The organism is Pseudonocardia sp. D17 (genome assembly GCF_036984265.1).
Classification (GTDB): Bacteria; Actinomycetota; Actinomycetes; order Mycobacteriales; family Pseudonocardiaceae; genus Pseudonocardia; species Pseudonocardia benzenivorans.
Genome location: NZ_BPRG01000040.1, coordinates 47,781 through 65,081, shown reverse-complemented (window position 1 = coordinate 65,081; position 17,301 = coordinate 47,781). Strand labels below are relative to the sequence as shown.

Below are 17,301 nucleotides of genomic sequence, written 5' to 3'. Positions count from 1 at the left end.
AGCATGATCAGCTACCAGCGCGACTCCACATAGGATTAACACGCCGACTTCTGAAACGACGTCTTACTCGTCTAGGCGCCTGGCTCGGCGCCGCCGAGGCGGGCCGCGGCGAGCTGCGTGACGCACTCGCGGTGACGCTGGGCGACCCGTCGTTGCAACTGTTGTTCTGGCTGCCCGCGCAGGGCCGCCACACCGACGCGGCCGGTACCTCGGCCGTCCTGCCGGAGGAGGGCGCGCCGCGGAAGGCCGTCGAGGTCGAGAGCGCCGGCGAGCGCGTGGGCGCGATCGTCTACGACGCCGTCGTGCTGCCCGACCCCGCGCTGGTCCGCGCCGCCGGCCGCGTGGTCGCCCTGGCGATGGAACGCGAACGCCTGACCGCCGAGCTGCTCGCGGGACGCGCGGCCCTGCGGGAGTCCCGGGCCCGCATCGTGGAGTCCGGCGATCTCGAACGCCGCCGTCTCGCCCATGACCTGCACGACGGTCTGCAGGCTCACCTCGTCGTCCTCGCCCTGCGCGCCGGGCAGCTCGCCGTCCGCGCGGCCCCGCCCCTCGCCGAACAGGCCGAGGCGGTGCGGGCCGACGCCGAGACCGCGATCACCGAGCTCCGCGGCCTCGTGCACGGGATTCTGCCGGCCCTGCTCGCCCAGCGCGGGCTCTTCGCCGCCGTGCAGGAGCTCGTCGACCGGATCCCGCTGCCCAGCACCCTGAGCCTGCCCGCCGACGACACGGCCCTGCCCGCCGCCGTCGAGACCGCCGCCTACTTCAGCGTCGCGGAGGCCGTGGCCAACGCCGTGAAACACGCCGGGGCGCAGAAGCTGTGGGTGACCCTGACCCACGACAGCCGCCGGCTGGGCATCGAGGTCCGTGACGACGGCGTCGGCGGCGCACACCTCGACAGGGGCAGCGGCCTGCGCGGGATCGCCGACCGCGTCGAGGCCCTCGGCGGCAGGCTGAGTCTGGCGAGCCCGCCGGGGCAGGGCACACGGCTGTGCGTGGAGCTGCCGTGCGAGTCGTGATCGGCGAGGACGAGGCGCTCCTGCGCGAGGGCCTCGTCCTGCTCCTGGAGGGAGCAGGGTACGAGGTGGCGGCCGTCGCCGACAACGCCGTCGACCTGGTCTCCCACGCCTCCCGCCACCGGCCCGACCTGGTGCTCACCGACATCCGGATGCCTCCCGAGCACACCGAGGACGGGCTGCGCGCCGCCATCGCGATCCGCGCGGCGCATCCGGCCACCGCGGTCCTCGTGCTGTCGCAATACGTGCACCGCCAGTACGCCCAGGAGCTGCTCGCCGACCGCCCGGCCGGCGTCGGCTACCTGCTCAAGCAACGAGTCGCCGACGTCGCCGGCTTCTGTCGCGACCTCGACATCGTCGCCGGCGGCGGGACCGTGCTCGACCCCGAGGTCGTCTCGGCGATGCTAAGCCGTGCACGGTCGGGCCACGACGCACTCACCCGGTTGACCCCACGCCAGAGCGACGTCATCGAGCTGGTCGCACAGGGACGCACCAACTCCGGCATCGCCCGCAGGCTCGGAATCTCCGAGAAGGCCGTCGTCCAGCACGTCTCGCGCATCTACGACCTCCTGGGCCTCTCGATCACCGACGACGACCACCGCCGCGTGCTTGCCGTCATCCGCTACCTCACCTCGTAGCCAGAGCAAATTCGCTCTTGGACTCGACGCGAAGTCAACGAGGGGTTGTCAAGGGCACACCGAAGGTCTGTCGCCGAAGGCGACGCGGAGCGCAGCGTCCTTGATGGAGAGGGCGGCCGCGACAAGCTCGGGGCCACCGGGCCGCACGCCGAAGGCGCGATCACCGGTGGTCTCGGCACGAGCTCACTGGTCGGGTGGAAGCCCGTGCAGTGCGACGAGCGCGCGCAGCGCACCGGCGCCAGGCACGGTCGCGTCGTGAACATCCACGTCGTCGACCGCGTCGAACGGGCCGTCGATCCCGTGGATCGCCGCGAGGGCGTTGCGCACGCTGGTCTGATGCAGGGTGCTGTCGTGACGGGGAATCGATGAGAGCGCGACGTCGATCTCCAACGGCGGCACGTGCATACCTTCCAGGGTGTGGCCCGGCCGGGCTCCCGGCCGGGCCGTCGGACGACTGGTACGTGAGAACGATGAACGACTGCCTGTACGGGCTCACCTCCCGGGGTCGTCGACCAGTTCGGTACCCCGCGCCGACCCGGAGGACTGCGCTCCCGACGCAGCCTCGCCGGGCTGACACAGGCCGGGCTCGGCCGGCGCGCCACCGTCCCGGTGGCGCCGGACTGCCAGTCCCGGCCTCCCCGGTCCCGCAGAACCGTGACGGCTGCGGACGGCGGCGTCCGGCGTGGGACGGGCGCGTCGGAGGGGAAGTTCGACTCGACGATCGCGACGAAGATCCGGTCGACCGTGACCTGGTCGGGCAGGTCCGGGCGGCGAGGTGCCGGGCTCGTCCCCAGGACGGCTCCCACGGCCGGCCTCAGGCGTCGATGGCCCGACGCTCGTGGTCGTGGTGGGAGATCGCGATCCTGCGGGGCTTCGCCTTCTCCGCGACCGGGATCCTCAGGACCAGGACGCCCGCCTCGTAGTTCGCCGAGATGTGGTCGGTGTCGAGGCCGTCGCCGAGGAACAGCTGCCGGGAGAAGACGCCGAGGGGACGCTCCGCGATCTGCATCTCGCAGTCCTCCCCGCGGGCGGTGGGGCGCCGCTCGGCCTTGACCGTGAGCACGTTGCGCTCGACGGACAGCTCGATCGCGTCGGGCGCGACGCCCGGAAGGTCGAGCTCGACGACGAACTCGTCGTCGCGGCGGTAGGCATCCATCGGGACCGGGCTGGGCCGGGACCAGGTGCCGACCGCGCCGAAGGCCTGCTGAGCGAGTCGGTCCAGCTCACGGAAGGGGTCGGTACGCATCAACATCGGGGGCTCCCTTCGTGTCGGCGGTCGAGTGATGCATGGCGGACCGGAGGGGTTGGCTCCGATCCGATACCTGCAATCGTAGCTATAGATTTTCACGCTCGCAAGGACAGATTCTCTCTACTTTCGGACGCAGTCTCGACGTGTGTGTCCGACGAGGCCCGCGCCTGGGCCCGGCACGTCGGCAGGCCGTGGTCCGCTGCGTCCTGCTCGGTCACCCCGACCGCGCTCGGGGACGCGCCCGCGCTCGAATCCGAGCGGCAGGCCGTGCTTCGGCCCCATCCGGTGCCGTCGGTGACAATCAGCCCTCGCGGCGCCGCACCATCTCCGTGATCCAGGCGGGTGCGAACGGCGACGTGCAGTTCGGCGGCGTCGGGTAGTCCGCGAGCACCTGCAGGCGCTCGCCGATGTCGAGCGCGCGGGCGCGGTGCTCGGCGTGCTCGATCCCGATCTGGGCCAGGCAGTGGTTCATCGCCCACTGCAGCCGGTCGGGCGCGTCCTTCAGTTCCGCCTCGATGACGTCGAGCAGGCCGGCGAGGTCGAGGCCATCGGGCTTCTTGGCCACCCGCTCCGTCGTCAGCGCCCAGCCCGCGCTCGCGACCACCGGATCGGGGTCCGCGAGCCAGCTCACCCGCAGGGCCTCGGCGTACGGGCTCCTCGCGACGACGTAGCCCACCAGCCAGTCGTGCACCTTCGGGGTGCGTGCCGCGCGGAGCATGGCGTCGAGCTCGGCGCGCTCGAACGCCCTTGGACGGCACACGAGCAACGCGACCAGCCGGCCGGCCGAGTCGCCGGTCGCCCAGAGCGCGCGGGCGAGGTCGTGCTGCTTCTTCAGGCGCGCCGCGACGGCGCGCAGCTTCGTCAGGTTCACGCCGTGGTCGTCGCCGTGCTTCTCGTTGACCGCACGGATCCGCGGGTCGTCGAGGGCGGCGAGCTCCGCCATGACCTCGGCGACCGACACCTCGGGGATCGTCGTGGACATCGAGGCCTCCCGTCCGTCGTCCGGCGTCAGCGTACGAGGAGATGCGCACGGAACGGGCTTCTCGTCCCCTTCCGTCGCCTTCGCATCGGGCTACGCTGCGAAACAGCACAGGACGAACAGATCGACGCCGGCGCGGCCCCGCGGCGCGGCTCGCGGCGGAGAGGGGGACCGCCATGGCGTTCTTCAGGAGCGTCGGTCACGTCCCGCCCAAGCGGCACACCCAGCACCGCCCCGTGGACGGCGGCGAGCTCCACTACGAGGAGCTCATGGGGGAGGAGGGCTTCGGCTCGGACTCCTCGCTGCTCTACCACCTCGGGGTGCCGTCGGCGATCGTCGACGCGACGCCGTGGGACCTGCCCGATCAGTCGACCACCGAGAACCGGCCCCTGCTGCCGCGCCACCTCGAGCTGCACCGGCTCACCCCGCCGGACTGGAAGGCCGTCGACGCGATCACCGGACGACGCCTGGTCCTCGGCAACGACGACGTGCGGATCGGCTACGTCGTCGCCGGTGAGACGTCGCCGCTCTACCGCAACGCCGTCGGCGACGAGTGCGTCTACGTCGAGTCGGGGTCGGCCACCGTCGAGACGGTGTTCGGCGCGCTGGCCGCCGTGCAGGGCGACTACGTCGTGATCCCCCGCGGAACCACGCACCGCTGGCTCCCGACCGGTTCGGAACCGTTGCGGCTCTATGTGATCGAGGCGAACTCGCACATCGCGCCGCCCAGCCGGTACCTGTCCCGGTACGGCCAGCTGCTGGAGCACGCGCCGTACTGCGAGCGCGACCTGCACGGTCCCACCGAGCCGCTGCTCCACGACGGCACCGACGTCGAGGTGCTCGTGAAGCACAGTGGCTCGCGCGGCATCACCGGCACGCGGTACGTCTACCCCGCGCACCCGTTCGACGTCGTGGGCTGGGACGGCTGCCTCTACCCGTACACGTTCAACATCGCCGACTTCGAGCCGATCACCGGCCGGGTGCACCAACCGCCGCCCGTGCACCAGGTCTTCGGGGGCGAGAACTTCGTGATCTGCAACTTCGTGCCCCGCAAGGTGGACTACCACCCGCTGTCGATCCCGGTGCCGTACTACCACTCCAATGTGGACTCCGACGAGGTGCTGTTCTACTGCGGCGGGAACTACGAGGCGCGCAAGGGCTCCGGCATCGGCCAGGGCTCCGTCAGCCTGCACCCGGGCGGGCACAGCCACGGGCCGCAGCCCGGTGCGGTCGAGCGGTCGATCGGCGCCGAGTTCTTCGACGAGCTGGCCGTGATGGTCGACACGTTCCTCCCGCTGGAGCTCGGCGAGGGCGGTCTGGCCGCCGAGGACCCCGATTACGCCTGGACCTGGTCCGGACGGGGACCCTCGGCCTGAGCACGACGGCCGGCCGCGCCGCGCCCCACCCCGAGCGCAACCTCACCGTCGCAAATTTGCGCCGGGAGAGCAGTGGGGTTGCGCGCGGAAGGGGGAGCGCGGCCGGGCCTCATCCCGGGCGCGGGCTCAGCGTCTCTGGTTCGGGCCGGGAGTGGGTGGGGCGATCGCGAACCGGGAGCCGAGCCAGTCGGCGATCTCGGCAGCGGCGAGCTCGGCCCCGGTGGGCTCGCCGTCGGCGATCGCGGCCCCGAAGTGCAGCCCCCGCACCGAGGTGCGGGTGAGGTCGGCGGCGCCGAGCGCCTCGACCATCCGCCGGGAGTCGGAGGGGAACGCGGCCTGGTCGCCGGTGAGCTCGATGAACAACGTCGGCGCCGTCACGCCGGGGGCGCAGCGCACGAACCCGGCGTTCGAGCTGAGCCCCGACCACGTCGACAGCCAGGCCTCCGGGGTGGAGAGCCTGCCGAAGCCGACCTGCCCGTAGTTGATCAGGTCGGGGCGGGCGCCGAACAGCGACCCGTAGGGCCGCTCGCTCGGATCCAGCGACAGGTCCACGGTCCGGGGGTCGGCGTCGGTGCGGAAGACGGTGAGGATCCGCGGCGCGAGCGCCCGGCGGCGGTCGGCCGCGGCACCGGTCCGCGCGTACGCGGCCCGGGCCTCCGCGGTGCGGGCCAGCGACTCGCGGGCGACGGCGTCGATGCGGGCGACGCGGTCGCGCTGTGCCGCCCGGTACCTCCGCAGAAAGTCCTCGTCGTAGGACGCGCTGGTGGGCGGCTCGGCGAAGCCGTTCGCGGGGTCGAACGGGTCGAGCTCCGGGACGACCGAGAGCGGGTCGTGCTCGTCGGCGACGGACGGGTCGATGCAGCCGAGCAACAGCCGGCCCTGGCCGGGGTGCGGGGCGAGGAACACGGCCGCGTCCGGGACCGGCATGACCGCGTCGGCGAGCCTCGTCGCCCGCCCGCCGGGGGTGGTCGCGATCCGCTGCCCGGGCTCGCGGCCGGCCTGCTCGTGGTAGAAGGCGAACAGGGCCCCGCCGCCGGAGTGCCCGAGCGTGACGACGGAGTCGAACCCCCTGTCACGCAGGAACACCTGTCCGGCAGCTGCGTCGAGCAGGGCCTGTTCGTGGACGAGGGTGAGGTCGTTGTTCGGTGATCGCGACCCCTGCGTCCAGACAGCGACGCCCGCCTGCAGCAGCAGGGGGACGAGCGGGTGGTGGGTGACGTCCTGGCGCGGGTGCATCAGCGTCACGACGGTCCGCGCGCCCGGGACGGTGGCGAGCACGCCACGGACCGACGCGCCGTCGACGGTGGTCAGCTCGTGCACCGAGGTCACGGTCGCGGCGGGGCGTTCACCCGCGGCGAGATACCGGCCCGCGCCCAGCCGGCCGTGCCGCACGGGGGCGCTCACGCGGGCTCCACACGCAGGGCGTCCTTGTCGTGCTTGGTGATCGCGGCACCCGGAGCGACCCCGGCGACGCAGGAGTACCAGACCGCGTGCCGGGCCCCGACGGCTCGCCGGTCGATCACGATCGGCTGGTCGGAGGAGATCACGAAGTACGGCCCGAGCCGCCCGACCGTCACCGCCGGGTCCTCGGCGGCGACCTTCGGGACGGCGATGTTCTCCGGCACGTCCAGGACGTAGAGCGTGTTCACGACGCCGGTCCCGTCGAGGCCGGCTCCCACCCGGCGGCCCGCTCCACGATCAGCTCGGCCTTGCGCGCCAGGAGTTTTCCGAACGTCGGATCGGGGCCGGACACGACGTCGAGCAGCGCGTCGATGGTCAGCCCGGCGTCGAGGTCCTCCTGCGGGGTCACCGGCCGCAGCGCCCGGGTGATCTCGAAGAAGTAGCCGTTCGGGTCGTGCGTGTAGATCGACTCGATCGTCTCGTGCTGGATCTGCATCTCCACCGGCCAGTCGCTCGCGTCGAGCCGGCGCCGGTACTCCAGGAGGTCCTCCTCGCCGTCGACGTGGATGGCCAGGTGCCGCGACCGCACGAAGTACTCCGGCACGTCGGCGGCGAAGCGGCCGTACACGTCCCCCTTCGCCCCCCGCGGCCCGCCGACGGACGGGTCGGTGCCGAAGTAGTAGAAGAACGCCATCCGGTCGTCGTTGCCGATGTCGAAGAAGAAGTGGATGAAGTCGGGGTGCTGCTCGGGGCCCCAGCCCGCCGCGCAGATCGAGTGCACGACCGGGAACCCCAGCACGTCGCGGTAGAAGTGCACCGTGGCCGCGGGGTCGAAGGTCGGGAACGCGACGTGGTCGACCCCTCGCACCCGGTGGTCGAGCTCGCTCATCACTACCTCCATGTCAGACGTCGGTGTTTCGGGTGGCCGGGTGCCGGGCTCAGCGCGACCTCGCCAGCAGCGAGCCCGCGCGGGGCAGCACCGGGTCGAGGCCCAGGCCGGTGAGCAGGGAGTGGGCGCCCGCGGTGGCCGCGGACAGGACCGGCAGCCCGAACTCGCGTTCCGCGTCGTCGACGAGGGCGAGCGAGGGCATCTGCACGCACGCGGACAGGACGAGCGCGTCGGCACCGGTCAGGTCCAGGCCGCGGGCCGCCTCCATGACCCGCTCGCCCGGGATGCAGCCGACCTCGGCGTTGTCGTCGACCTCGAGCGCCGCCCAGTCGACGACGTCGAAGCCCTCGGCCTCCAGGTAGCCGACGACCTGCCGGGCCAGCGGCCGCACGTACGGCGTGACCAGCGCGACCCGCCCGGCGCGCAGCGCCGCCAGCGCGTCGACGAGTGCGCCCGCGCTGGAGAGGACCTGCGCGTCCGGCAGTTGCTCGCGCACGGCCGTCTCCACGCGCCGGTGCTCTCCCGGGCCCTGGGCCATGATCGCGACGAGGCAGGCGTAGAGCACGGCGTCGACCCGGGCGTCGCCCAGCTCGTCGATGCACCGCTCGCGCTGCGCGTTCATCGCCGCGAGCTCCTCCGGCGAGACCGTGTGCATGCGCATCCGGCTCGAGTGGAAGGAGAACGACTCCGCGTGCCGCGACAGCAGCGCGGGGATCTCGGTCTCGACGGTGACGTTGGAGCTGGGGACGACCAGCCCGATGCGATGGGTCACGACCGTCCCGTCCGTTCGGCGTCGAGGATGTCCGCGATCTCCGCGGCCAGGCGCTTCTTGTCCAGCTTCCCGACGAGCGTGCGCGGGATCTCGGTCAGGTGCTCGACGCGCTCGGGCCACTTGAACTTGGCGACGTCGAGCGCGGCGAAGTGCTCCTGCACCTCGGGCAGGGTCAGCTCCGGGCCGTCGACGACGACGAAGGCGCACGTCCGCTCGCCGAGCCGCGGGTCGGGCATCGCCACGACGGCGGCCGCCGTGACCCGCGGATGGCGGAGCAGCAGCAGCTCGACCTCCTCGGCGTTGATCTTCTCGCCGCCGCGGTTGATGAGGTCCTTGATGCGGCCCTCGATGCGGACGTGGTGCTCTCCCTCGATCTCGACCAGCGCGGCGAGGTCGCCGGTGCGGTAGAAGCCCTCGCGGGTGAAGGCGCGCGCGTTGTGCTCGGGGGCGTCGTAGTAGCCGCGCAGCGTGTACGGGCCGCGGCAGACCAGCTCGCCGACCGCGCCGGACGCGACCTCGGTCTCGGTGCCGGGCTCCAGGATGCGGATCTCGTCGAGCGGTGACAACGGGGTGCCGACGGTCGTCGCACGGGCGAGCCGGGAGGTGCCGGGGCGGGTCGTCAGGAACAGGCCCTCGCCCATCCCGAACAGCTGGCCGGACCACAGTCCGCGGGCCTCGATGCCGTCGAACAGCGCGGGCGGGACCTTCGCCCCGGACAGGACGACCTGCGTGACCGCCTTGACGGCCGCGTCGAAGTCGGGGTGGTCGGCCGCGCGGTAGTGGCCGTGCCCGAGCAGGACGTGGGTGGCGGCCTCGCGGGCCATCAGCGGCAGCGCCTCGTCGAGGTCCGGCGTGGCCAGTACCAGGCACGCGCCGACGCTGTGCGGGGCGTGCACGGCACAGACGACGCCCGCGTTGTGGATGATCGGGATGAGGTGCGCGACGCGGGTCCGTTCGGTCCAGCCCCACGAGCGCGCGTACTCGACGGCGTTGTACCAGTACTCGGCGTGCAGCCGCGGGATGACCTTCGGGACGCCGGTGGTGCCGCCGGAGAGCTGGTGGACCGCGACGGCGTCCGGGTCGATGCCGGCCTGGATCGTCTCGACGAGCGCGCGGGCCCCACGCGGGTCGATCCCGGCGCCGAGGGAGTCGAGCCCGACGCCGCGGGGGTCGTCCCCGATCACCAGGACGTGGCGCAGGGTCGGGTGGTCGCGCTGCTGCTCCCGGGCGAACCCGACCAGGTCGAACCCGCGGAGGCCGGCCTCCACGAGGTGCGCCACCGCGCCGACCCGGCGGCTGATCCCGCCGATCTCGTGGCCGCGGTGCGCGGCGAGCGTCGCGACGGGTACCAGCCCCGCCTTGAGCACGGCGTACCAGGCGACGACGCTCTCGATCCGGTTGGTCACCTGGAAGAGCACGGGGTCACCGGGCCGGAGCCCGAGCCCGGCCAGGCCCGCGGCGACGAGGTCGGTGCGCTCGTCGAGCTCGCGGAAGGTGAGTCTCGCGGCCGTGGTGACGACCGCGTCGCGGTCCGGGTGGAGCAGTGCGATCCGGTGGAACTCGGTCGCGATCGTCGCGGTGCCCCACAGGCCGGCGTCACGGTAGCGCCGCACGTCGGACGGGGGGTGCGGAACGAGTGTCACGGGGTCTCCTCGATGAGCGCCACCAGGTCGGTGCGGCCGCTGACGAGCCCGACGGCCAGATCGTCGCGCAACGCGGCCGGTCCCTCCACCGCAGTCAGCGTGCCGGTCTCGAGCCGGACCCGTTCGGCCAGGTCCAGACGGGTGAGCAGGGCCGGGCGGGTCGCGGGCCCGGCGAGCAGGACGCCGTCGGTCGCGCGGGCCCGCGCGACGACGGCGTCGCCGTCGGGGGACCAGGGGTCGTCGAGGTCGGAGTCGATCCGGGCGAGCGTCGGGACGGTGGTCCGGTCCGCGAACCGCCTGCCGCCGTGGGTGAGCGGGCGCCCGAGGACCCAGCCGGTGAGATCGCCGCCCGCCGGGTCGACGTGGGGCCGACAACCGGCGTACTGCCGCAGGGCGGGCCCGACCACGTCGGGGCTCGACCGGGCGAAACGGTCGAGCGGGACGTTCCCCGCCCGGGACATGTAGGCGACCATCAGCTGCTCGACGGGCAGGTGCATGCGCGCCGGGAACGACTCCCACCACAGCCGGCTGCGCCTGGCCAGCTCCTGCAACCGGGCGACGGCCGGCCGGCGGATCTCCTCGTACCGGGCGAATGCGGTGGCCCGGTCCGGGGCGGTCCGCAGCTGCTCGACCAGCACGATCGCGTCCTCCATGGCCAGCTTGGTGCCGGAGCCGATCGAGAAGTGGGCGGTGTGCGCGGCGTCGCCCAGCAGGACGGTGTTGCCGTCGGACCAACGGGCGGCGTGCACCGTCCGGAACCGCAGCCAACGGGTGCGGTTGCCGATGAGCGGACGCCCGCGCAGCAGCTCGGCGAAGATCGACTCGAGGTACCGCAGCGACGTCTCGTCGGAGGCGTCGGGTGCCGGCGGCACCATCTCGAGCGCCGCCGTCGTGACGTCGAAGCCCGCGCGGCGCCAGGTGTCCTCGTCGGTCTCGACGAGGAACGTCGACCGGTCGGCCGAGTAGGGGTAGGCGTGCGTCACGAACGTGCCGTGCTCGGTCGTCACAGGTGCGAAGACCGCGTCCGGCAGCGCGAAGTCGGTGCCGCACCAGAGGTAGAGGCCCTTGCCGACGTCGATCCGGGCGCCGAAGTCACCGTTCTCGCGGGTCGCGCTGCTGACCCCGTCGGCGGCGACGACGACGTCGGCGTCGAGATCGGCGGCCGCGCACCGGGTGCCGAACCGGAGCTCGACGCCGGCCTTCTCGGCGTGTCGCTGCAGCACCGCGAGCAGCTCGGTGCGCGCGATGCCGATCAGCCGGTCGTTGACCACCCGGGCGACCGCCGGCCCGACCCGCATGGTCATGTTGTGCCGCAGGCCGGCCGCCGCGATCTCGCGCAGCGTGTCGGGGTCGGCCGCCTCGAGCTTGCGCTGCGTCCCGGCGGCGAGGCCGACGCCGAACCCGAAGGTCGTGTCGGGATCGCCCTGCTCGTGGACGACGACCTCGCACGCCGGGTCGGCCAGCTTGAGCAGCCGCGCTGCGTAGAGACCCCCCGGGCCTCCGCCCAGCACCGCGACCCGGCGTAGCTGCATCCCCTTACCTCCGTGGCCTCGCCTCGACGTGGCGGCGCGCTGCCGCTTTGACTTCATCGTCGACTATTCGACGACACGTGCGGGCCGAAAGTCAAGATTGCCCTCAGCATTGATGTCGAATAGTCTACGCCACAGTCAGCAACCCGATCGCGCGAAGGAGCGCCCGAGATGGCCTATGTCATCGGCGTGGACGTGGGCGGCACGTTCACCGACGCCGTGCTCGACGACGACGCAGGGACAGTGATCGCCGCGAAGTCACCGTCGACGCCCCCGGACTACTCCCGGGGGGTGCTGGACGTCCTCGAGCTGCTCGCCGACCAGCTCGGCACGAGCCTGCAGGAGATGCTGGCCGAGACCCACCACATCGCCCACGGCACGACGTCGTCGCTGAACGCCCTGGTCATGCGCAACGTCCCGCCGGCCGGCTTCCTCACGACCAAGGGCCACCGCGACTCGATCTTCATCATGAACGTCGAGGGCCGCTACCTGGGCCGTGCGCCGCACGAGCTGCAGAACGTCCTCGGCCAGGCCAAGGACCACGGCCTGGTGCCCAAACGGCACGCGCTGGAGGTCACCGAACGCATCGACCGCGACGGCAACGTCGTGGTGGCGCTCGACGAGGACGAGGCCCGTGCGGCCATCCGGTCGCTCATCGCCGACGGGGTGGCGGCGATCGCGGTCTCGCTGTTGTGGTCGTTCCGCAACGACGTCCACGAGCAGCGGTTGCGCGAGCTGATCGCCGACGAGGACCCCGACCTGTTCGTCGCGCTGTCCAGCGAGGTCAGCCCGAGGATCCGGGAGTTCGCACGGCACGCGACCACGATCATGAGCACCCAGATCGGCCCGGGCCTGCGCGACTACCTCGGCGCGCTCGAGTCGTCGCTGCGCGGCAACGGGCTCACCGGACCGCTGCTCGTCATGCAGTCCAACGGCGGCGCGGTCGCCGCGGCCGAGGCGCCCGCCTCGGCCATCAGCACGGTCGGCTCGGTACTCACCGGGGGCGTCGTCGGCTCCGCGGTGCTGGGGCGCCAGCTCGGCCATCGCAACATCATCTCCACCGACGTCGGCGGCACCACGTTCCTCGCCGGTCTGATCGTCGACGGCGAGCCGGTGCGCGACACGACCACGGTGATCAACCATCATCCGATCAACGTGCCGACCCTGCGGGTCGACGCGATCGGTTCCGGCGGCGGCGCCATCGCGTGGCTCGACTCCGGGGGCAACCTGCGCATCGGCCCGCGCAGCGCGCAGGCCGTCCCGGGGCCCGCCTGCTACGGGGGCGGCGGCACCGAACCCACCAACACCGACGCCAACCTGGTGCTGGGCATCCTCACCGAGCGAGGCCTCATCGGCGGCCGCAAGCCGCTGTCGCTGGAGCTCGCGCGCCAGGCCATCGACACCCAGATCGCCAAGCCGCTGGGCCTGACGGTCGAGGAGGCAGCGGCCGCGATCTACGCCGTGCAGAACGCCCAGACCGGCGACCTGCTCCGCAAGACCGTCGTCGAGGCGGGGCACGATCCACGCGGCTTCGTGCTCTACGCCTTCGGCGGCGCCGGCCCCGCGCACTGTGCGGGCTATGCCGCTGAGGTCGGGGTCGGCGAGGTCGTCGTCCCGCTCGGCCCTGTTGCCTCCGCGTTCTCGGCGTTCGGCCTGGCGTCGTCGGACATCGTGCTGGCCGCCGAGCTCTCGGACCCGACTGTCGTCCCGTTCGACCCGGCCCGGGCCGAGCACAACTTCGCCGTGCTGGAGCAGCGGGTGCGCGACGGGCTGGAACGCCAGGGCGTGCGTTTCGAGACCGTCGAGCTGCACCGCGAGGTCGACATGCGCTACGCGATGCAGCTGGCCGAGGTGACCACCCCGGTCGCGAACGGCCCGCTGGACATCGCCGCGATCGAGGACGCGGCCACGGCGTTCGAGGCGCGCTACGCCGAGCTGTACGGCAAGGACGCCGGCTTCCGCGAGGCAGGCATCCAGGCCATCACGTTCCGCGTCCGCGGTGTCGGGGTCCTGCCGTTCAGCCCCGAGCTCCCGCTCGTTCCCGGGGCGACCGGCCCGGCCGAGCCCGCGGCCACCCGGCCCGTCTGCCTGGACACGCGCCGGGGCTACGTCGACACGCCGGTCTACGACTACCGCGAGCTGCGAGCCGGCCACGTCCTGACGGGCCCGGCGATCGTCGAGGTGCCGACCACGACCGTCGTCGTCCCCGGCGGGACGACCGGCACCGTCGACGAGCTCGGCAGCCTGACCATCCGCCCTGGCCGCCGCGAGGACCCCGTGGGGAGTGCCTGAGATGACCATGCCGATCCCTGGCTCGGAGGCCTTCTCCAGCCGTCCCGTCGATCCCGGCGAGCTCGCCCGCTCGCTCCCGTCGAGCCTGCCGGTGCACAGCGTCACCCAGGAGCAGATCGACGCGCTCGACCCGCTCACCTACGAGGTCGTTCGGCACCGGCTGTGGTCGGTCACCGACGAGATGGGCGAGGCGCTCAAGCGCATGTCCGGCTCGCCGATCGTCACCGACGCCAACGACTTCGACTTCGCGATCTCCGACGAGCTGGGCCAGGAGGTCCAGGTCGGGCTCTACAACACGATGCTCGTGGGCGCCGTCGACCTCGCGATCTACTGGACGCTGCGCCACCGCGCGACCAACCCGGGCATCGAGGCCGGCGACATGTTCCTCACCAACGACCCCTGGGTCGGCGGTGGCCTGCACCAGAACGACGTCATGGTCTACCAGCCCGTCTTCCACGACGGGAAGCTGTTCGCGTGGACGAGCGCGATCGCCCACCAGCCCGACCTCGGCGGCGTCGGCCTCGGCTCGTTCTCGCCCGCGGCGCAGGACGTGTTCTCCGAGTCGCTGCCCACCCCGCCGGTCAAGGTCGTGCGCGGCGGCCGACTGCAGCGCGACGTCGCCGACCTGTGGGTCCGTCGCTCGCGCGTCCCGATGCTGATCGGGCTCGACCTGCGGGCCAAGATCGGCGCCAACAACGTCGGCGCCGAGCGGCTGCACGCCCTGATCGAGCAGTACGGCCCGGACACGGTCAAGGCCGTCATGAAACGGATGATGTCCGACGCCGAGTCGCGGCTGCGGGCCAAGCTGTCCGCCCTGCCCGACGGGTCCTGGTCGGCCACCGGCTACCAGGACCAGTCCCACGAGGGCGACCGAGGGCTGCACAAGATCACCGTCACGACGACGAAGACCGGCGACCACCTGGAGTTCGACTTCACGGGGACCGATCCGCAGGCCGGCGTCATCAACTGCACCTACGCCGGGATGCGCGGTGGGGTGATGCTGGCGCTGCTGCCCATCCTGGCCAACGACATCCCGTGGTCGGCGGGGGGCCTGATGCGGTGCTTCGACCTCGTGACCGAGGAGGGGACGCTCAACAACGCGACGTTCCCCGCCGCGGTCGGCCGCGGCCCGATCGGGCCCGCGTGGCTGACCGGCAGCCTGGTCGCGGAGTGCCTGTCGCAGATGCTCGACCGCGACCTGGAGCTCGGCCGGAACGTCCAGGCGACCTGCTGCGGCACCTGGGACACCGCCGTCATCGCGGGGCTCGACGAGCGTGGTGAGCAGCCCGCGCCGTTCCTGAACATCCTCATGGAGCCCATGGCCGGGGGCTACGGCGCGCGTCCGCACGCCGACGGCATGGACACCGGCGGCCTCTTCTGCATCCCGCTTGGCCGGGTGCCCGACGTCGAGATGACGGAGTTCCTCTACCCGGTGCTCGCGCTGTGGCGTCGCGAGGTGCCGGACTCCGGCGGGCCCGGGCGGCACCGCGGCGGGCTGGGCGCGTCCGTCGCCTTCACCCCGCACGGCACCAGCATCCCGATGGGCCTGGTTCTCGCGTCGGCGGGCAAGGCCGTCACCCAGAACCAGGGGCTCTCCGGTGGCCACCCGGGCAACACGGGCCTGGACGTGGTCGCGCGCCGGAGCCGGGTCGCCGAGCTGCTGGCGGCCGGGACGATGCCGTCGGAGCTCGCGGAGATCAGCGACACCCTCGAACCGGGGCAGAACTACGCGTCGAGCTACCTCGCTCCCGGGGAGGTCTTCTCGATGACGTGGCAGGGCGGTGGCGGCTACGGCGACCCGCTCGCCCGCGAGCCGCAGGCCGTCGCCCGCGACCTGCGCGAACAGAAGATCACCACGGCTGCCGCGCTCGCGGTGTACGGGGTGGTGGTCGCCGACGGCGAGGTCGACGAGACGGCCACCGCCGCCGAGCGCGCGCGGCTGCGCGACGTCCGGCGTGACCGGTCGCGGGTGACCGGGCGGACCGGCGGCAAGGCCGACCTGGGCTCGGCCAGGCGCGTCGACGACAACCTCGTCGAGGTCGCCGGCGGCAGCGGCACCACCATCGCCTGCGCGCACTGCGCGGAGGTGCTGGGCGACACCGCCGACGGCCCGCTGGCGCTGGCCGTGTACGAGGGCGCGCCGACCGAGGCGGGCCCCCAGATCGTCGCGACGGCGGCGGACTACGTCGACGCCGAGGTGGTCTTCCGCCAGTACTGCTGCCCGTCGTGCTGGACCGCGGTGTCGTCGGCGGTCGTCCCGGCCGACCATCCGGACCACGCGGCGACGATCGGCAGGCTCACCGTCGCCACCGGATGAGGGCACGCCCGGCCAGCGTGCGGGCGCGGCGACGTCGCGCCCGTAGCATCGGGCCCGCGTGGAGGCCCGCGTGGAGGCCCGGTCGAGGGGTGGGCGAGAACATGACGGACCCGTCAGCCGACATCGGGTGGCCGCGGGCCCCGTGGTGGCGTCACGAACACCGGTGACGTGATCCGCCACGGGCCGCCGCCGGACGCGTTCGCGGTGGTGATGGCCAGCGCGATTCTCGCGGTCGCCGCGGCGGAGAGCCACTACCGGCCCCTCGCCCTGGTCCTGTTCGCGGTGGCCGCGGCCGCGCTCGTCGTGCTCGTCGGGTGGCTCGCCGTCGGTGTCCGCGGCCTCCGGCGCAGCGCACGCGAGCTCCGCGCACCGGACGTCGTGCTGCGGGCGTTCACCCTCGTCGCGGCGCTCACGGTGCTCTCGGCGGCGGTGCAGCAGCTCTTCGGCGGTCCCGGCTGGGCGGTGGAGCTGCTCGCGGCGGCGGGGTTCGCCGTGTGGCTGGTCCTGCTGCCCATCGCGGTGCGCGACGTCGGCGCGCGGCGCCCGTCGCAGCTGCGCGACCAGGTGCACGGCGCGTGGCTGCTCGTCTCCGTCGCCACCTCCGGGCTCGCCATCGCGGCCGCCGCCCTCGCGGTGCGGCTGGGCACACCGGTGCTGGTCGCGGCGGCCGCGGCGCTGTGGCTGCTCGCGATCCTGCTCTACCTGGTTCTCGTCGCACTGGTGATCTGGCGGCTCGTGTCCGCGCCCCTCGTCCCCGCCGAGGTCACCCCCGACAGTTGGGTGCTGATGGGCGCGCTCGCGATCAGCGCGTTGACCGGCAACCACGTGCAGGCGGCGCTGGCCGCGCTCGACGTCACGGCGGGCGCGGCGGCCGCGCACGGTCTCACCGTGGCCGCGCAGGTCGCCGCCATGGCCTGGCTGGTGCCGCTGCTGGGGGCCCAGGTGTGGACGGCGGGGAAGATCCCGGGCCTGCTCACCTACCGCGACGCGTGGTGGGCGGCGGTCTTCCCGTTGGGGATGTTCGCCGCCGCCTCCGCCGCGACCGCGCGGACCTGGCCCCTGGAGCCGCTCACAACGGTGGCGCTGGTGGTGTTCTGGGACGCCCTCGCCATCTGGGTCGTGGTGGCCGCCGGGCTCGTCCACCACGGGGTGAGGGCCGTCCGTCGCCGCCGGACGGCGGAGCGCGCCGTCGGATGAGGGCGG

At 72.9% G+C, this 17,301-nt stretch carries 15 protein-coding genes; 6 read left to right on the top strand and 9 right to left on the bottom strand.

From position 1 onward, the window contains the following. Positions 1-131: 131 nt before the first annotated feature. Positions 132-1,016, top strand: a complete 885-nt coding sequence (locus PSD17_RS07605; RefSeq protein WP_339122245.1) for a sensor histidine kinase — start codon at positions 132-134, stop codon at positions 1,014-1,016. Continuing rightward, the gene (locus PSD17_RS07600; RefSeq protein WP_013678333.1) at positions 1,004-1,651 is read left to right on the top strand and encodes a response regulator; all 648 of its coding nucleotides are present in this window, start codon (positions 1,004-1,006) and stop codon (positions 1,649-1,651) included. Before PSD17_RS07605 ends, PSD17_RS07600 begins: the two co-directional genes overlap by 13 nt. Positions 1,652-1,834: 183 nt before the next feature. Here the strand turns inward: PSD17_RS07600 and PSD17_RS07595 are convergent, their stop codons facing one another. The 3 genes from PSD17_RS07595 to PSD17_RS07585 form a co-directional block, all read right to left on the bottom strand. Next, positions 1,835-2,056, bottom strand: a complete 222-nt coding sequence (locus PSD17_RS07595) for a hypothetical protein (protein WP_339122244.1) — start codon at positions 2,054-2,056, stop codon at positions 1,835-1,837. A 409-nt stretch (positions 2,057-2,465) separates the two neighbouring features. Next, on the bottom strand, positions 2,466-2,903 hold the full coding sequence (locus tag PSD17_RS07590) for an Hsp20/alpha crystallin family protein (protein WP_339122243.1): 438 nt from the start codon (positions 2,901-2,903) through the stop codon (positions 2,466-2,468). Positions 2,904-3,201: 298 nt separating this feature from the next. Continuing rightward, positions 3,202-3,882, bottom strand: coding sequence for a DNA alkylation repair protein (locus PSD17_RS07585; protein ID WP_339122242.1), 681 nt, complete (start codon positions 3,880-3,882; stop codon positions 3,202-3,204). 173 nt (positions 3,883-4,055) lie between these two features. Here PSD17_RS07585 and PSD17_RS07580 point away from each other — a divergent pair, with 173 nt between their 5' ends. Then, positions 4,056-5,255: a homogentisate 1,2-dioxygenase gene (locus PSD17_RS07580; RefSeq protein ID WP_339122241.1), complete on the top strand. Its 1,200-nt coding sequence runs from the start codon at positions 4,056-4,058 to the stop codon at positions 5,253-5,255. Positions 5,256-5,381: 126 nt separating this feature from the next. Here PSD17_RS07580 and PSD17_RS07575 read toward each other — a convergent pair whose 3' ends face one another. From PSD17_RS07575 to PSD17_RS07550, 6 genes are read right to left on the bottom strand one after another with little or no spacing between them, the layout of a single operon-like run. Continuing rightward, positions 5,382-6,659: an alpha/beta hydrolase gene (locus PSD17_RS07575; protein ID WP_339122240.1), complete on the bottom strand. Its 1,278-nt coding sequence runs from the start codon at positions 6,657-6,659 to the stop codon at positions 5,382-5,384. Continuing rightward, complete coding sequence (locus PSD17_RS07570) at positions 6,656-6,904, bottom strand: hypothetical protein (RefSeq protein ID WP_103381735.1); 249 nt, start codon at positions 6,902-6,904, stop codon at positions 6,656-6,658. The genes PSD17_RS07575 and PSD17_RS07570 overlap by 4 nt, the downstream gene beginning before the upstream one ends. Continuing rightward, positions 6,901-7,545, bottom strand: a complete 645-nt coding sequence (locus tag PSD17_RS07565; RefSeq protein ID WP_339122239.1) for a VOC family protein — start codon at positions 7,543-7,545, stop codon at positions 6,901-6,903. The genes PSD17_RS07570 and PSD17_RS07565 overlap by 4 nt, the downstream gene beginning before the upstream one ends. Positions 7,546-7,594: 49 nt before the next feature. Beyond that, positions 7,595-8,317, bottom strand: a complete 723-nt coding sequence (locus PSD17_RS07560) for a maleate cis-trans isomerase family protein (RefSeq protein ID WP_339122238.1) — start codon at positions 8,315-8,317, stop codon at positions 7,595-7,597. Continuing rightward, positions 8,314-9,960, bottom strand: coding sequence for a (2,3-dihydroxybenzoyl)adenylate synthase (locus tag PSD17_RS07555; RefSeq protein ID WP_339122237.1), 1,647 nt, complete (start codon positions 9,958-9,960; stop codon positions 8,314-8,316). The genes PSD17_RS07560 and PSD17_RS07555 overlap by 4 nt, the downstream gene beginning before the upstream one ends. Further along, positions 9,957-11,492 carry an FAD-dependent monooxygenase gene (locus PSD17_RS07550; protein ID WP_339122236.1) on the bottom strand — a complete coding sequence of 512 codons (1,536 nt, stop codon included), beginning with the start codon at positions 11,490-11,492 and terminating at the stop codon, positions 9,957-9,959. The genes PSD17_RS07555 and PSD17_RS07550 overlap by 4 nt, the downstream gene beginning before the upstream one ends. Positions 11,493-11,660: 168 nt before the next feature. On the opposite strand from PSD17_RS07550, the gene PSD17_RS07545 reads away from it, so the two are divergent. The 3 genes from PSD17_RS07545 (at position 11,661) to PSD17_RS07535 (ending at position 17,295) form a co-directional block, all read left to right on the top strand. Then, a complete protein-coding gene (locus PSD17_RS07545; RefSeq protein WP_339122235.1) occupies positions 11,661-13,781 on the top strand; it encodes a hydantoinase/oxoprolinase family protein in 2,121 nt (706 codons plus the stop codon). Position 13,782: 1 nt separating this feature from the next. After that, the gene (locus PSD17_RS07540; RefSeq protein ID WP_013678321.1) at positions 13,783-16,098 is read left to right on the top strand and encodes a hydantoinase B/oxoprolinase family protein; all 2,316 of its coding nucleotides are present in this window, start codon (positions 13,783-13,785) and stop codon (positions 16,096-16,098) included. Positions 16,099-16,266: 168 nt separating this feature from the next. After that, a complete protein-coding gene (locus PSD17_RS07535; RefSeq protein ID WP_339122234.1) occupies positions 16,267-17,295 on the top strand; it encodes an SLAC1 family transporter in 1,029 nt (342 codons plus the stop codon). The last annotated feature ends 6 nt before the right edge of the window (positions 17,296-17,301 follow it).

Bases quoted from the DNA above. Each gene is read 5' to 3' on its own strand.
- PSD17_RS07595 (WP_339122244.1), bottom strand. From the start codon at position 2,056: ATGCACGTGCCGCCGTTGGAGATCGACGTCGCGCTCTCATCGATTCCC.
- PSD17_RS07550 (WP_339122236.1), bottom strand. From the start codon at position 11,492: ATGCAGCTACGCCGGGTCGCGGTGCTGGGCGGAGGCCCGGGGGGTCTC.
- PSD17_RS07580 (WP_339122241.1), top strand. From the start codon at position 4,056: ATGGCGTTCTTCAGGAGCGTCGGTCACGTCCCGCCCAAGCGGCACACC.
- PSD17_RS07590 (WP_339122243.1), bottom strand. From the start codon at position 2,903: ATGTTGATGCGTACCGACCCCTTCCGTGAGCTGGACCGACTCGCTCAG.
- PSD17_RS07585 (WP_339122242.1), bottom strand. From the start codon at position 3,882: ATGTCCACGACGATCCCCGAGGTGTCGGTCGCCGAGGTCATGGCGGAG.
- PSD17_RS07540 (WP_013678321.1), top strand. From the start codon at position 13,783: ATGACCATGCCGATCCCTGGCTCGGAGGCCTTCTCCAGCCGTCCCGTC.
- PSD17_RS07545 (WP_339122235.1), top strand. From the start codon at position 11,661: ATGGCCTATGTCATCGGCGTGGACGTGGGCGGCACGTTCACCGACGCC.
- PSD17_RS07565 (WP_339122239.1), bottom strand. From the start codon at position 7,545: ATGAGCGAGCTCGACCACCGGGTGCGAGGGGTCGACCACGTCGCGTTC.